Annotated in this window: 19 protein-coding genes and 1 pseudogene; 13 read left to right on the top strand and 7 right to left on the bottom strand. The window is 68.4% G+C overall.

Annotated features, from left to right (window positions below; all coding sequences use genetic code 11):
* Nucleotides 1–18 precede the first annotated feature (18 nt).
* The 6 genes from KZC52_RS16975 to KZC52_RS16950 are packed head-to-tail and all read right to left on the bottom strand — an operon-like array spanning nucleotide 19 to nucleotide 4,951.
* Entirely contained in the window at nucleotides 19–957 is a 939-nt protein-coding gene (locus KZC52_RS16975) for a type II secretion system F family protein (RefSeq protein ID WP_247625320.1), read from the bottom strand.
* On the bottom strand, nucleotides 954–1,811 hold the full coding sequence (locus tag KZC52_RS16970; protein ID WP_247625319.1) for a type II secretion system F family protein: 858 nt from the start codon (nucleotides 1,809–1,811) through the stop codon (nucleotides 954–956). Before KZC52_RS16970 ends, KZC52_RS16975 begins: the two co-directional genes overlap by 4 nt.
* Complete coding sequence (locus KZC52_RS16965; protein WP_443677135.1) at nucleotides 1,808–2,500, bottom strand: TadA family conjugal transfer-associated ATPase; 693 nt, start codon at nucleotides 2,498–2,500, stop codon at nucleotides 1,808–1,810. Before KZC52_RS16965 ends, KZC52_RS16970 begins: the two co-directional genes overlap by 4 nt.
* 15 nt (nucleotides 2,501–2,515) lie before the next feature.
* On the bottom strand, nucleotides 2,516–3,991 hold the full coding sequence (locus KZC52_RS16960) for a recombinase family protein (RefSeq protein ID WP_247625318.1): 1,476 nt from the start codon (nucleotides 3,989–3,991) through the stop codon (nucleotides 2,516–2,518).
* Nucleotides 3,984–4,379 (bottom strand): ImmA/IrrE family metallo-endopeptidase, encoded by a 396-nt coding sequence (locus KZC52_RS16955; protein WP_247625317.1) that lies wholly within the window; start codon nucleotides 4,377–4,379, stop codon nucleotides 3,984–3,986. The genes KZC52_RS16960 and KZC52_RS16955 overlap by 8 nt, the downstream gene beginning before the upstream one ends.
* A 59-nt stretch (nucleotides 4,380–4,438) precedes the next feature.
* Nucleotides 4,439–4,951, bottom strand: coding sequence for a helix-turn-helix domain-containing protein (locus KZC52_RS16950; protein ID WP_247625316.1), 513 nt, complete (start codon nucleotides 4,949–4,951; stop codon nucleotides 4,439–4,441).
* 100 nt (nucleotides 4,952–5,051) lie between these two features.
* Between KZC52_RS16950 and KZC52_RS16945 the strand changes: the two genes are divergently transcribed.
* The 11 genes and pseudogenes from KZC52_RS16945 to KZC52_RS17680 all read left to right on the top strand — a co-directional run.
* The gene (locus KZC52_RS16945; protein ID WP_247625315.1) at nucleotides 5,052–5,297 is read left to right on the top strand and encodes a helix-turn-helix domain-containing protein; all 246 of its coding nucleotides are present in this window, start codon (nucleotides 5,052–5,054) and stop codon (nucleotides 5,295–5,297) included.
* Nucleotides 5,298–5,815: 518 nt separating this feature from the next.
* Nucleotides 5,816–6,064, top strand: coding sequence for a hypothetical protein (locus tag KZC52_RS16940; protein ID WP_247625314.1), 249 nt, complete (start codon nucleotides 5,816–5,818; stop codon nucleotides 6,062–6,064).
* Nucleotides 6,061–6,291, top strand: coding sequence for a hypothetical protein (locus KZC52_RS16935; protein ID WP_247625313.1), 231 nt, complete (start codon nucleotides 6,061–6,063; stop codon nucleotides 6,289–6,291). Before KZC52_RS16940 ends, KZC52_RS16935 begins: the two co-directional genes overlap by 4 nt.
* Complete coding sequence (locus KZC52_RS16930; RefSeq protein ID WP_247625312.1) at nucleotides 6,288–6,476, top strand: hypothetical protein; 189 nt, start codon at nucleotides 6,288–6,290, stop codon at nucleotides 6,474–6,476. Before KZC52_RS16935 ends, KZC52_RS16930 begins: the two co-directional genes overlap by 4 nt.
* Nucleotides 6,469–7,719 (top strand): sbcc family protein, encoded by a 1,251-nt coding sequence (locus KZC52_RS16925; RefSeq protein ID WP_247625311.1) that lies wholly within the window; start codon nucleotides 6,469–6,471, stop codon nucleotides 7,717–7,719. Before KZC52_RS16930 ends, KZC52_RS16925 begins: the two co-directional genes overlap by 8 nt.
* Nucleotides 7,719–8,018 carry a hypothetical protein gene (locus tag KZC52_RS16920; RefSeq protein WP_247625310.1) on the top strand — a complete coding sequence of 100 codons (300 nt, stop codon included), beginning with the start codon at nucleotides 7,719–7,721 and terminating at the stop codon, nucleotides 8,016–8,018. Before KZC52_RS16925 ends, KZC52_RS16920 begins: the two co-directional genes overlap by 1 nt.
* Complete coding sequence (locus tag KZC52_RS16915) at nucleotides 8,015–8,629, top strand: YqaJ viral recombinase family protein (RefSeq protein WP_247625309.1); 615 nt, start codon at nucleotides 8,015–8,017, stop codon at nucleotides 8,627–8,629. The genes KZC52_RS16920 and KZC52_RS16915 overlap by 4 nt, the downstream gene beginning before the upstream one ends.
* Nucleotides 8,626–9,210 carry an ERF family protein gene (locus KZC52_RS16910; RefSeq protein WP_247625308.1) on the top strand — a complete coding sequence of 195 codons (585 nt, stop codon included), beginning with the start codon at nucleotides 8,626–8,628 and terminating at the stop codon, nucleotides 9,208–9,210. Before KZC52_RS16915 ends, KZC52_RS16910 begins: the two co-directional genes overlap by 4 nt.
* A complete protein-coding gene (locus KZC52_RS16905) occupies nucleotides 9,203–9,598 on the top strand; it encodes a hypothetical protein (RefSeq protein ID WP_247625307.1) in 396 nt (131 codons plus the stop codon). The genes KZC52_RS16910 and KZC52_RS16905 overlap by 8 nt, the downstream gene beginning before the upstream one ends.
* Complete coding sequence (locus KZC52_RS16900; protein WP_247625306.1) at nucleotides 9,595–10,197, top strand: hypothetical protein; 603 nt, start codon at nucleotides 9,595–9,597, stop codon at nucleotides 10,195–10,197. The genes KZC52_RS16905 and KZC52_RS16900 overlap by 4 nt, the downstream gene beginning before the upstream one ends.
* Nucleotides 10,194–10,454 (top strand): annotated as a pseudogene (locus KZC52_RS17680) (HNH endonuclease); the annotation flags it as partial. The gene KZC52_RS16900 and the pseudogene KZC52_RS17680, both read left to right, overlap by 4 nt.
* 150 nt (nucleotides 10,455–10,604) lie before the next feature.
* On the opposite strand, the gene KZC52_RS16895 reads toward KZC52_RS17680, so the two are convergent.
* Nucleotides 10,605–10,835: a hypothetical protein gene (locus tag KZC52_RS16895; RefSeq protein WP_247625305.1), complete on the bottom strand. Its 231-nt coding sequence runs from the start codon at nucleotides 10,833–10,835 to the stop codon at nucleotides 10,605–10,607.
* Between the two features lie 26 nt (nucleotides 10,836–10,861).
* Between KZC52_RS16895 and KZC52_RS16890 the strand changes: the two genes are divergently transcribed.
* Both KZC52_RS16890 and KZC52_RS16885 read left to right on the top strand, forming a co-directional pair.
* On the top strand, nucleotides 10,862–11,200 hold the full coding sequence (locus KZC52_RS16890) for a hypothetical protein (protein ID WP_247625304.1): 339 nt from the start codon (nucleotides 10,862–10,864) through the stop codon (nucleotides 11,198–11,200).
* On the top strand, nucleotides 11,200–13,011 hold the full coding sequence (locus tag KZC52_RS16885; RefSeq protein WP_247625303.1) for a DNA cytosine methyltransferase: 1,812 nt from the start codon (nucleotides 11,200–11,202) through the stop codon (nucleotides 13,009–13,011). Before KZC52_RS16890 ends, KZC52_RS16885 begins: the two co-directional genes overlap by 1 nt.
* Nucleotides 13,012–13,052 lie beyond the last annotated feature (41 nt).

Below are 13,052 nucleotides of genomic sequence, written 5' to 3'. Positions count from 1 at the left end.
GTTTCCTTTCGTGGGAGCTCAGCCGATGCCGAGCCGGAGGATGAAGAGTCCGGGGTAGATCGCGAAGAAGACCGACAGGGGCAGGATCAGGAAGACGAGCGGCAGGAGCATGAGGATCTCCTTTCGCCCGGCCTGCTCGATGAGGATCCGCTTGGCGTCCTCGCGGGCGTCGCCCGCCTGCGCCTGCAGGACGGCGGCGAGGGGTGCGCCGTGCTCGAGTGCGGCGATCACCTGATCGATCGCGCGCGAGAGGCCCGGCAGCTGGAGTCGTGCGGCGGTCTCGCTCAGCGCCTCCGCCAGCGGGGACCCGGTGCCGACCGCGAGGACGACCTGCCGGAACTCGCCGGTGAGCTCGCCGGATCCGACCGATGACACCCGCCGAAGAGCGTCGAGGAATCCCTCGCCGGCGGACAGGCAGAGGGCGAGGAACTCGAGCGTCGTCGGAAGCTCGTCGGTCAGGCGGGTGCGTCGCGCCTTGACCCGAGTGGACAACTGCATGTCGTAGAGGGCTCCGGCTGCGCCTCCGCAGAGGAGCGGAAGGATGGCCACGGGGGCGGTCATGCGGCCGGTGAGCACGAGGACGACGATCACCAGCGCGCCGCCGCCGATCCCCCCGACGATCCATCCGAGCTGGCGAGCCCGGAATCCCGAGGGAGTGACACGCGCGCCCGACTGCGCGATGCGACGAGCGAGCGCTTCTCCCCCGCCGAGCACCCTCTCGAAGAGAACGAGGAGATGCTGCCAGGGTGAGCGCCTCCCCGTGGGGAGCAGGGCGATCGACGGGAGCGCCGAGAGTGGAAGGTCGGCATCGTCCACGACGTCGCGCACGTACGGAGCGATCCGCACGGCCAGGGACGCGGCACCCCAGCGCGGCACGACCGAGAGGATGCCCAGGATGCCGAGTCCGAACATCCCACCCAGCAGTGCGGCGATCGCGATCGACGACCCGACGTTCATCCGAACCACCGACGAGGCTCGGGCAGGCGTCCGATCCGGACCATCACGCGGAAGGCGACGGTCGACACGGCGGCTCCAAGACAGATCACCAGCACACCCTCGGGCGTGCCGTAGGCCTCGGCGCCCTCGGGCCGCATCACCAGCAGGCCGAGGATCACCCATGGCGCCACCGCGCCGAGCACGGCGGCCCCGCGGATCCATGACTGGCGCGCCTCGACCTCGCCGCGGAGCGCGGCATCGGCACGGACAGAGGCGGCGAGCGCGCGGAGCACGCCCGTCAGCTCGGTACCACCCACCTGCCGGGCCATGCGCAGGGTCTCGATGATGCGGTCCCCGATGGGGTCGGCGAGCGTGTCCTTGAGGCGATCGAGGCTCGTCTCGAACCGCCCCGTCGCCCGCACATCGTGCGCGAACACCGCGAACGCCGGTCGCAGCATCGCCGGCGCGGAGTCCTCCAGCGCTCCGACCGCATCGGGGAGGGACAGACCGACGCGGATCGACGCGATGAGCAGATCGCATACGTCCGGCCAGAGCTGGCGGCGAAGACGGCGCAGACGCAGTCGACGCCCTCGCAGGTACCCGATCGGCGCCGAGCCCGCTGCGAGCCCGGCGAGGAGCGCCAGAACCGGAAGACCGGAGATGAGCCAGGCGGCAGCCGCCGCGGCGAGCGCCGCCGCGATCATGCCCGTGAGCACCGCTCGCGGCGTCAGCGCGCCGATCCCCGCCTCCGCGACGAGCCGAGTGAGATGCCCCCGACGGGGCGTCGTGCTCTTCGGCGCGCCCGGCGGCCACAGCCACGGCGAAAGGCACAGCAGCGCTCCTGCGGCCAGGAGGGCGCCGAGGAACAGCGTCACGAGTCGCGCCCCGGGGTACGCAGAGCGGTGCCGCGCCCGGGGTCCGAGTAGATGACGCGGGTGGCGATCCGTCCGTCGGCGATCTCACCGGTCGGGGCGATGACTTCGCGTACCCGTCGTCCGCCCTCCGGATCGCGCACGCAGTGCACCACGAGATCGACGGACGCGGCGAGCGCCGGCACGATGAAGGAGCGGTCGATGTTCCGCCCGGCCAGGAGAGGCAGCATCGTGAGCTTGTCGAGTGCATCGTCGGCGGAGTTCGCGTGCACGGTCGCCGCTCCCGGCACCCCGGTGTTGAGCGCCAGCACCAGGTCGAGCGCCTCGGCATCGCGCACCTCTCCGACGACCAGCCGATCGGGACGCATGCGGAGGGCTTCCTTCACGAGCCTGCGGAGGGTGATCTCACCGGAGCCCTCCAGACTCGCCTGGCGCCCCTGCAGCGCGACGAGATCGGGTCCGTCGACCGAGAGCTCGAAGGTCTCCTCGACCGTGACGATGCGCTGCAGATCGGCGCAGGCGGCCAGGAGGGCGCCGAGCATCGTGGTCTTGCCCGCATGCGTCGCCCCGGAGACGATCACACTCCGCCCCGCACGCATCTCATCGCCGAGGAATCTCGCGAGATCGACGGGGAGCGCCCCCTGCGCGGCGAGCGCATCGAGAGTCCGATGCCCGGGCAGGAACTTTCGGATGTTGACGGGCTATAACTAACCCCGCGCACTCCACTTCGGCACGACCAGCACCCGATCTGCCCCCTTTCCGATGCGGACGAGGACAGCCGAGGTGACTTTCATCAGCGCTTGCCGACGAGCGAACGTCTCCAGCGATTCCCACGCGTTCGCGAGTGTGGTCGCCACTTGCCGTACGTCGACCTCAGTACGAGCATTGGCGATCTCGAATGACTGCTGCCGCTCGGCGAGGCTCGAGCGCTCGGCGTCCAGCTTCTGCACGGCCGCTCGGTACGCCGCTTCCGGGATGCCGGCTGTCTCGTCGAGTGCCCTGATGGTGAGCGTCGCCATGCGCTCATCGATGCGGGCGATGCGGCGTGCGATCGCATCCGCGTCGTTGACCGAGCGCACGCGGTGCGTGTTGCTCGCTGCGCGCGCAGCCAGGAGGGCATCGGTATCGTTCGCGAGCGACATCACCCACTCTTCGACCGCGCGTTCAGCGATCTCGGCGTTGATCGTGACGATTCGCCGACCCGTGCCCTTCGAGCGCGACGCGAACGTACATACGTACCTACGGTCGCTGTAGTTCATGCGAGCGCCGCAGTCGCCGCAGTAGATGATGCCGGTGAGGAGGTGACGTGCCTCGACGCTCCGAGACGGCTCGGAGCGGGCGACGCGGCGCGCCCAGTAGTCGGCCCATTCCCGAGGTTCGATGACCGCTGCGTGAGCGCCGGGGTGGAAGATCCACTCGGTCTTCGGGAGCCGCTTGTTCTTCCAGTTTGGCCGGTGCACGATGAGCCCTGCGCCGAACCCACCGTCGAGCATCGCATACAGGTTGGTTGCGAGCCAGGGCATGCCAGCGGTGGTGAGCACGCCGGCCTCGTTGAGCCAGCGGGTGATTCGTCCTGTGCCGTCGCCGCGGAGTGCGCGTCGGTAGATCTCGGCGAGGATCGGCCCCGTGACCGGATCGGGTTCGAATCGTCCGTCGATGAGCTCGTAGCCGAAGCGGCGATGGTTGCCGTGCGGGAGGCCTGCCCTGCGGCGGCGCTCGTGGGTCTCGCGCCACTGCTCGCCGATGAGTTCTGCCTGGTACGCGTTCATCTCGCCGAGCATGCCGCGCGCGAACCGTCCGGAAGCTGTCGCGGACTCGACGGGCTCCAGTACGGAGATGATCATGCCGCCGAGAGTGTCGACTCGATCGAGCGCGACTGCCCACCGGAGGCGCTGGCGTCCGACGCGGCTGAACCGCCACACGAGGATCAGCTCGAACTCGCGAGCTTCCATCCGCGCGATGGACTGGTCGAGGCGTGACCACCAGGCGGAACGCTTGTCGGATCCTGACTCGTCGATGCCCTCGACCCAGTCGATGATCTGCAAGTTGTTCGCGTCGGCGTACTTCTCGATCGCGACTCGCTGCATCTCCGGGGAGTGCATCTCCTCGCGCTCTTTGGAGACGCGGATCATCGCGACCGCGCGTCGGGGGGCCGACTCCGCGACAGGTCTGAGGTTAGGCATGGACGCTCCTGTGTGCCCACTGCCCGACGCCCATCCGTGCGCGACTGTAGGTGATGCCGCGGAGGCGAGTGAGGAAGTGGTGCTCGTAGTCGTGGATGATCTGAGGCGTCACGGAGAACTCTTCCGCGAGCCAGTGCTTGTCCGGGTTGATGCGCTCGAGGCGCTCGTACTCCTCGGGGTCGATGAGTAGGCCGGCAGCGTAAGAACGCGCCTGCTTCTCGCCGCGCGGAGACGTGCAGTCATGGCCGTAGTGAGCGTGGCCGAGTTCGTGCGCCAGCGTCGACCGCCGCTCGAACGGTGTGAGGCGGAGGTTCAGGTAGATCCTGCGCTCCTCGTGATCGTAGAGACCCCGAATCCGCTCAGGCAGAGCCCAGAAGTGGACGTGCACTCCGTATTCGTTGGCGAGCGCGAGCAGTTGCCGCATTGATATCCCCCCGGACGGTCTGGTCAGTCTTCGTCGGCGGCCGGCTGATCCATCTTCATGGGGCCTTCGTCGGCGGCCAGGCCGTGGAGCGTGCGCGGCTCCCGGTGTTCGACATCATCCACGGAGGCGTCGACATTCGCGGACCGGGCGAGCTTCCCGGTGAGCAGCACGACGACGTCATGCTGCGCTTCTGCCTTGATCGATGCGGGCAGCCTGTCGAAGATCGGCGCCGTGCTGGCGATGAAGGACCGCGTCGCGTCGTCGTAACCGCGGTCGACGTCGCCGAGTTGCGGGATTTCGAGCGCCTCGAGCAGCGCACGGAGCTTGTCCGCCTGACCGGCGCGCTTGCCGCTCTCGATCGTGCCGAGGGTCTTCCGGTCCACGCCCGCCGCGACGGCGAGTTCGAGCTGTGTCATGCCGCGCGACTTGCGACGCGCTTCGATGAGCGGGCCTAGCTGCGCTCGGCCTTCTGCTGTCAGCGCATCAACGTCAATCGGCCCGGAGATCGGAAGTTCCCCACGGTCACGTGTGTTCATGGGGACAACGTTAACAGGTGTTCCCCATTTCGCGAAGTTTCTGGGGTAATTTCTGAGAAACTTCCCCCACGTTGTGGGTAACTCTGATAAATTCTTACTCATGCAGAACGAAGCGGCAGTCACAGCGGGTCAGAGCATCCGTGCCGTTCGTGAACTTGCTGGGCTCACGCTCGCGGAAGCAGCGGAGCTCACGGGGCGATCGGCGGGCTACCTCTCCACGGTGGAGAACGGGAAGGCCGCGAACGTGTCCGTGAAGTACGTCGCGAACACCATCGGTGCTCTCAGCGAGTACATCGCGAACCCGACCCGCAAGCCACGTGCGGAACCGGAGATGTCGGCCGCGTAGCGGTCAGGCACACGTCCATCCAGCCCCGAGCGATCAGGGGCGCTATTCGTCGCGCCTTCGGGCGCTCGCACTTCTGACAACTCAACACCGCTCACCGGCGAAGATACGCCTCCCCCACGCCACAGGGGGCGGGACGCGACGCAGGGTCGAACTGGGACGAATGGACGGGCCGCAGGCAGCGGAGAGGCCGCCCCCAAGGAACGCAACCGGATGAGCGGAGCCAACAACTTTGGCCGGTAGCTATGCGTTCACCCTCCCTCATGCAATCGCGGGGTGAGTCAGCACACGACGACGAGGCACGTAGAGGCGTGCCGACGACTCGTCAGGAACGGACCGACCAGCCGCCGAGTGTGCAGGCATCTTCCCGGTTCGAGTCCGGGCGGCGGCACTCCCCACGAAAGGACGCAGCCATGCCTACCCGTGATGAATGTCTGGCCGATCTGGCCGACTACCTGCTCCGCGCTCTCGCCGAGCAGAACAACTCCCTGCCGTCCGCGGCCTGACGAAAGGACGAGCGCATGCTCACCAAGATCCTCCCGGGCGTCGAACCGGCTCCGCTCTCTGCTCGCGTCGTCGCCGACGCGCACCCTCTCCCGGAAATGGGGTTCGGGAAGCCGGCTGGGGCTTCCGGCACGTCCGACCGGGGCACGGTGGGGACCGATGCCCCGGTCGCGATGGACGGACGAACCGCCCTCCGCGACTTCTTCATCGCTCAGGATCGCCGCCGCAGGGCCGCGCAGTTCTCGACGGGTGGTGACGCCGCATGAGCTCGGTGGTCACCGAAGAGTCCGACGTGTTCGGTGCTGCGAAGCAGGTCGCCGAGCAGCGCACCGAGCCCGCGCCGGATCTCATGGGCGCGCTCCACGGGACGATCTGCCCGAACTGCCAGCGCACGGTCGGCGCGCTCGTGATCGACGGACCCGACCCGGTGTTCGTGGACCTGCAGTGCCCGCGCGATGTGTGCGGTCACGAGTGGTCGGAGCGGGTGTCGTGATCCTCCGCTGGGTCGCGATTATCTGGGCCGTGATCTGCCTCGTCGGCCTGTTCGTCGCCCCGCACGGCTGGCCTTCCACCATCCTCGTCGCCGCGTTCGCGGCGCTGTTCGTCTTCATCCTCTGGACCTTCGGCGCGTTCGCCGAGTCCGACCCCAACTCTCGAAAGGCACACCACCATGACTAAGCGCTTCTCCGTCTCGGACTACAAGGGCGTCCGCCAGATCGACCTCTCTCCCACCGGGAGCCTGGTCGTCATCGCTGACGGGAACGGCGCGGGCAAGTCGTCGTTCATCGACGCGATCACGGAGCTGTTCGACCCGAAGGGCTCGAAGCTCACCCCGAAACCGATCCGCGAGGGCGCGGATGAGGCCCGCGCCGAATACGTGGACGAGGACCTGCGGCTGCGGATCTCCCGCCGGTGGACGAAGAACGGCACCGCGGGCACCCTCCAGGTCGAGGCGCTCGACGGCGCGAAGTACTCGCGCCCCTCGGATGTCGTCGCGTCGCTGCTCGGCGGCGCGATCTTCGACCCGGTCGCGTTCCTCAACCTCGACGAGCGCCGCCAGCGCGACGCCCTGCTGGAGAAGGTCGACCTCCCGTTCGACCTTGACACCCTCGGCCGCGAGAAGGCGGGCGCGGAGCAGCGACGCCTGGAGGCGGGCCGCGAGGTGAAGCGACTGGAGGGCGCGCTCGCCAGTCTGCCGAAGCCCGGCGACGACGTCCCCGCTGAGGAGGTGTCGTCGGCCGAGATCCTCGAGGCGATCGACGCCGCCCGTCTCGCGCAGCGCCAGGCCGAGGACGCGCAGTCCCGGTACGACGCTCTCGCGGCGCGGTACGACGAGCTGACCCGTCAGCACAACGAGATCATGGCGCTGCGGGAGCAGGTCGGCGAGCAGCAGGAAGTCGCCCGCGATGCGCTCGCACTCATCCCGAAGCCGGTCGACGTCGAGCCGCTGCAGGAGCGTCTCCGCAGCCTCGACGCGATCAACCAGGCCGTGCGCGATCGGAAGGCGCGCGAGCGCACGGCCGCGGAACTCGCCGCGGCGGAGCACGAGCACCAGGGCGCGCAGCACGCGCTCGACGCGATCGAGAAGACGAAGCGTGACGGCCTCGCCGCCGCCGAGTTCCCCGTCGCGGGCCTGTCCATCGACGAGAACGGCGTCACCTTCGACGGCGTCCCGTTCGGCCAGGTCAACAGCGCCATGCGCCGCCGCGTCGCGTTCGCGATCGCGACGGCCGGTGACCCGAAGCTCAAGCTCGTCATCGTCAAGGACGGCGACCTGCTCGACGCCGACTCCCTCGCCGCGATCCGTGAGGTCGCCGACGAGCGCGGCTACACGGTCCTCGTCGAGCGCGACCGCGACGAGTCCCGCCAGATCGGGTTCACCGTCCGCGACGGTGCCCTCACAGACGAGGCGGTGGCCTGATGGAAGCGCGAATCGATCACGCGCGGTCGGCTCAGGATCACATCGACTGGGCGCACGAGCAGCAGGCCGCAGAAGGCCAGTTCGAATTCACTGTCCGAGACAACGCGCTCATAGCACAGGCGCATGCGACCCTCGCCCTCGTCGAGCAACAGCGCATCGCGAATCGCATCGCGCTCGCGGCACACGAGCTCCAGGTGCACGGGCGTGTCATGGTCACCGAACACGGCATCCTCGACAACCCGGAGTCAGTCGACGGCTACCTCAACGTGAAGCCCGAGATCAAGGCGGCCCTCTCGTGAGTGCCCTCGCTGTCCTGGATCGGACACTCGCGGACTCGAACGACCGGGAGTCGTGGCTCAACGTGCACGACAAGGTCATCGGCTCGTCGACAGCGGGAAAGTTCGCGAGGGTCGAGTCCGTCGAGACGTACGTGCGACAGATCCTCGAGCCGCGCACCTTCTCGGGGAACGAGACCACGGAATCCGGCCACCGGTGGGAGCCCGCGCTCCTCGCACATGCCGGCGCCGAGCCGAACAGCCTGTTCATCCATCACCCCGAGAACCGGCGCTTCGCCTCCACTGTCGACGGCACGAAGCGAGTCGGTGACGAGTTCGTGATCGTCGAGACCAAGACGAAGCACAACAAGGTCGTCACCGAGCCAACCGCGTACGAGATTCGCCAGCTCGCCTGGCAGATGTTCTGCGTCCCGGAGGCCGCCCACGCCGAGTGGGTGTGGGGCGAGCTCGTCCGCAAGGGACCCGATGTCGCGTGGGATCTCCGACGCGACCCGCAGACGCTCGTCTTCCACCGCGACCACCCCAAGATCGTCGCCGCCACCGCACTGATCGTCCCGATCGCCAATCACGTTCTGCGCCTCCTCGACGAGGCGCGAGAGGAAGCCTGGACATGACCACCGAAGAGAAGACCACCCCGCACGCCTCACTCGCCGCTGCACTGTCGGCGTTCCAGTACGAGCTGCCGCGCATCCAGAAGGGCTCGCGGAACGACCACTTTAAGTCGAACTACGCGGACCTCGCCGACGTCGTCGGCGTCGTGCTCCCCGCCCTCGCCCGCCAGGGGCTCGCCTGGATCACCGTCCCGACCCTCACGTCCGCCGGGTTCGTCCTGGAGTACAGCCTCAAGCACGTCGGAGGCGAAAGCATCGACGGGTCCTGGCCGCTCCCCGACCCGAGCGCCGCAACACCGCAGGCCGTTGGCTCCGCCGTCACCTACGCAAAGCGCTACGCGCTGTCGGCAGTGACCGGTGTCGCGCCTGACGAGGATGACGACGGCAACCAGGCCTCGAAGGCCGAGCCGGAGGGGTGGAAGCGCCTCATCGATGACAGCAAGTCGATCGAGGAACTCACCGCCGTCTATCAGCGCGCCGACGCCGAGGGGTGGAAGACGCCTCAGGTGCTCGCCTCGTTGAACGCCCGTCGCGCCGTGCTCAACGCTGCAGCGCGCGAGAACGGGGAGGCTCCTCGTGACTGAGATGATCCACAACACCGCGGGCGAGGTCATCGAGTACCGCCCCGTCTCCCCCGTCGAGGTCGAGTACATCATCCGCGTCCTCGGCGACCGGCTCGAGGCCGCTGTGCCGGTCCTCGACGAGCTGCAGCGGAAGCGCTACGACGCCGAGGAGGAGTACTCCCGTCAGTTCGAGTCCGCGAAGTTCGAATCGAAGCGCGAGCTGTACAACGACCGCCTCGCCGAGGCGCGCCTCGCGGCGCTCCCCCACATGCGTGCGCTGAACCAGGCGAAGGCCGAGCTGCACCACGCGGAGCGCCTGCAGGACGCGCTCAAGGCGAAGCTCATGGGCTACCAGAACATCAACAAGGTCAACGGCCACGCGATGCAGGTCGGAGGTGTCGGGCGATGAGCATCACACTCGAACGGCAGTACACGATCGCTGAGCGCAACGGCGCGACGGTGCTCACCGAAGCTCCGATGTTCGGACGCACGAAGAAGATGTCGCGCTGGCACGTCCCCCGCACGGGCACCGTATACGCGAATGGACGTATCTCCTACGGCGTGTGGTGCTCGGCCTCGTACCTCACTGTCGGCGACGCGCTCCTGACAGACGTGCCGGACGACAGCGTGCCGGTGTGCGGGACGTGCGTGGGTCGAGCGCAAGGCGCGGGACACGCGCTACCCGTCGTCGAGGTGACGCATGCAGCGGGGATCGTCTTCGAGCCTCGGTTCGTCCGCCGACCGCGCACCTGCCCCGGTGCGAAGCGCTCCAGCTGGCACGCGGTGAACCACCGTGTCGGCCGCTGCATCGTGTGCGGCGAGTACATGCCGATCCGCGCAAAGGGCGGGCCGTACGACGGATTCACGGCGCTCGTGGCGCACGCGCCGGGCGCTGGCCTCGTAGATCCGTGCCCGCTCCACGCCTGGGACCGGATCACCGCCGATGGCATCTGCTCGTGCGGGCATCCGCCCGTCCCTCTGGCAACGACAAGCGAGGCGAATCGATGACTCTCGTCGAGATCCCCACCCCGGCGCGCTCCGGCGGTCGCCGCCGGGTCCCGTGGCACCACATCCAGATCACCGAGACGTGCTGGCTGTGGACCGGCCCCGTGCACAAGCGGTACGGGAAGGCCTCGGGCACGACCGCGCACCGTCACGTCTGGCTCGCGGTCGGCCGCACCATCCCTGCAGGGCTGGAACTCGACCACCTGTGCCGGAAGCCGCTGTGCGTGAACCCGAACCACCTGGAGCCGGTCACCCGGGCGAAGAACGCCCGCCGCCGGTCACTCGCGATCGTCTCCTGCATCAACGGGCACGACTACACGCCCGAGAACACCTACATCCGCCCGGACGGGAACCGCGACTGCCGGGCATGCATCCGCAGCCGCGTCGCGAAGTACCGCCGTGGTCGGCGCTCAGACGCGGTCGCGAATCTCGCGGATCTCGGCGACGAGAAGGTCGATGGCGTCCAGCACGGGCTCCGCGCTCTCTCGGAAGTCGGATTGGTTCGGACGGTTGTATCGCTCGAAGTAGTCGCGGGGAATCTGCAGCAGCCGCTCGATCTCGTCGAGCCGATCGGCGATCGGCTCGGGCTGCTCGTCGGCGGGGTAGCTCAGGGTGAACTCGGGAGGCGTGTTCTCTCGCATGCGAGCACTCTATCGGGGGTGACTCGATGAGCGTCGCGCAGCCGGTCGTCATCAGCGGCGTCACGGATTCGGGGATGCGGTACGCGAACCTCTGGGATGCCGAGTTCAAGGGCCTGGGCGCTCCTGGCCCGTACTGCATGGCGAGCATGACCACCGGGCGAGCGCTGATGCTCTCGATCGACTCGGCCTGCCCTACCCCGTGGATCGACATCGCTCTGCGCATGTTCGACACGTTCCGCCGCGGCGACCTACCGACCCCGACGCACACCGTCGAGTGGAAATTCAGCCGCCCCATCTTCTCGCCCGTCGCTGCGCCTGCGAGCTCCGACGAGGCTGCCCTGTTCGACATGGAAGGAACCGACTGATGCACGTCGGATACAAGCACCCCGAAGTCCCGTGGAACGGACTCACCGTCACCGATCTGTTCTGCGGCGCGGGCGGATCATCCTCTGGCCTCGTCGCCGCCGGATACCGCGTCGTAATCGCGGCGAACCACTGGGCGCTCGCGATCGAGTCGCACCAGGTGAACCACCCAGAGACGGACCACTCCCAGGCGGACATCTCGCAGGTGAACCCGGCGTACTTCCCGAAGACGCACGTGCTGTGGGGGTCACCGGAGTGCACGAACCACTCGATCGCGAAGGGCGTGAAGCGGCAGCGCCAGCAGGACCAGGCGCTGTTCGAGCTCGACGGCACCCGCCCGCTCCCAGACGAAGCCGCGAACCGCTCCCGGGCGACGATGTGGGACATCCCTCGCTTCGCCGAGCACCACAGGTACATGGCGATCATCCTCGAGAACGTCGTGGACGCGTACCGGTGGGATCAGTTCGAGGCGTGGCAGATGGCGATGCGTTCGCTCGGCTACCGGATGCAGTTCGTGTGGCTGAACAGCATGCACGCGCAGATCGGCGGCCTCCCGGCCCCGCAGTCCCGCGACCGCATGTACATCGTGATGTGGCGCGAGGACCTCGTGACGAAGCAGCACCAGGGCCCGAACGTCGGGAAGTGGACGCGGCCGATGGCGGCCTGCCCCGAGCACGGCGAGGTCCAGGCGGTGCAGGCGTTCAAGAAGGCTGAGCAGTGGGGCCGCTACCGCGCCCAGTACCTCTACCGCTGCCCCGAGTGCTGGAAGGTCATCGAGCCGGGCTGGCTCGCGGCCGAGTCGATCATCGACTGGTCGCTGCCCGCACCGCGCATCGGTGACCGGGCGAAGCCTCTCGCGGAGAAGACGCGCGAGCGGATCCGCCGCGGCATCGAGCGCTACTGGGCGCCGGTCATCGCGAAGGCGGCCGGGAACACGTACTACTCCGTGTCGGGGAAGCCGGGGAACTACCTGCGGGTGAGCGGACTCGACGCCCCGATCCCGGGCCAGACGGGAACCGCCGAGCACGGTCTCGCGGTCCCGCCGCCGTTCCTCGCGCAGTTCCGTGAGCGCGCGCGCACGCAGACGCTCGACGACGCGCTGCCGACGGTCGTCGCGGACGGCGCGAATCACGCGCTGATCGTGAACCACCTCAGCGGGGCGGACGACTCCCGCTCCCGGCCGGTGTCGGAGGCGCTGCCGTCGATCGTCGCCGGCGGGCTGCACGCGTCGCTGCTGATCCCGGTCGAGGGGCGCGAGGGGAAGAACGCGGCGTCCGCGCTCGACCCGCTGCGCACGCAGTCGACGCGCAACGAGACCGGGCTGCTGGTGCCGCTGCGTAATCACGGCGTCGCGAAACCGAGCACCCACCCGATCGACACGGTGAGTGCTGAGGGCAACCACCACGCACTCGTGATGCGGAACAACGAAGGTGGCGCAGAGATGTCGACTCCGGTGAGTGAACCGCTTCGCACGCTCACCACTCACGGGCATCAGTCTCTGATCGTCCCTGACTACGGCCCGGTCACCCGAGAGGACGTGTTCTACGGGCGCTGGGAGCGGTCAGAGCCGAAGCCGGAGATCCCGACCTTCACGCACCCGGCACCAGAGCCGATCAGTCTCGACGTGGACGACGCCGGGTTCCGGATGCTCGAACCGCACGAGATCCAGGCAGGCATGGGCTTCGCTCCGGACTACCTGCTGCTCGGTTCGAAGCGCGACAAGGTCAAGCAGGCCGGGAACGCGGTCACACCCCCAGCCGCGCGCGACCTCGGTCACGCCGTCGCCGAGTTCCTCCTGGCGGTGGCGGCGTGAAGAACCTCCCGCCCGGAGCATCGCCGGAGACCCAGGCGCGC

It is taken from the genome of Microbacterium galbinum, from assembly GCF_023091225.1.
GTDB classification, from domain to species: Bacteria; Actinomycetota; Actinomycetes; order Actinomycetales; family Microbacteriaceae; genus Microbacterium; species Microbacterium galbinum.
This window is presented reverse-complemented; position numbering and strand designations above follow the sequence as displayed.

Excerpts from the sequence above, each read along its gene's own strand:
- KZC52_RS16950 (WP_247625316.1), bottom strand. The coding sequence starts at position 4,951 with ATGAACACACGTGACCGTGGGGAACTTCCGATCTCCGGGCCGATTGAC.
- KZC52_RS16925 (WP_247625311.1), top strand. The coding sequence starts at position 6,469 with ATGACTAAGCGCTTCTCCGTCTCGGACTACAAGGGCGTCCGCCAGATC.
- KZC52_RS16900 (WP_247625306.1), top strand. The coding sequence starts at position 9,595 with ATGAGCATCACACTCGAACGGCAGTACACGATCGCTGAGCGCAACGGC.
- KZC52_RS16975 (WP_247625320.1), bottom strand. The coding sequence starts at position 957 with ATGAACGTCGGGTCGTCGATCGCGATCGCCGCACTGCTGGGTGGGATG.
- KZC52_RS16935 (WP_247625313.1), top strand. The coding sequence starts at position 6,061 with ATGAGCTCGGTGGTCACCGAAGAGTCCGACGTGTTCGGTGCTGCGAAG.
- KZC52_RS16885 (WP_247625303.1), top strand. The coding sequence starts at position 11,200 with ATGCACGTCGGATACAAGCACCCCGAAGTCCCGTGGAACGGACTCACC.
- KZC52_RS16920 (WP_247625310.1), top strand. The coding sequence starts at position 7,719 with ATGGAAGCGCGAATCGATCACGCGCGGTCGGCTCAGGATCACATCGAC.
- KZC52_RS16910 (WP_247625308.1), top strand. The coding sequence starts at position 8,626 with ATGACCACCGAAGAGAAGACCACCCCGCACGCCTCACTCGCCGCTGCA.
- KZC52_RS16895 (WP_247625305.1), bottom strand. The coding sequence starts at position 10,835 with ATGCGAGAGAACACGCCTCCCGAGTTCACCCTGAGCTACCCCGCCGAC.
- KZC52_RS16945 (WP_247625315.1), top strand. The coding sequence starts at position 5,052 with ATGCAGAACGAAGCGGCAGTCACAGCGGGTCAGAGCATCCGTGCCGTT.
- KZC52_RS16960 (WP_247625318.1), bottom strand. The coding sequence starts at position 3,991 with ATGCCTAACCTCAGACCTGTCGCGGAGTCGGCCCCCCGACGCGCGGTC.
- KZC52_RS16890 (WP_247625304.1), top strand. The coding sequence starts at position 10,862 with ATGAGCGTCGCGCAGCCGGTCGTCATCAGCGGCGTCACGGATTCGGGG.
- KZC52_RS16940 (WP_247625314.1), top strand. The coding sequence starts at position 5,816 with ATGCTCACCAAGATCCTCCCGGGCGTCGAACCGGCTCCGCTCTCTGCT.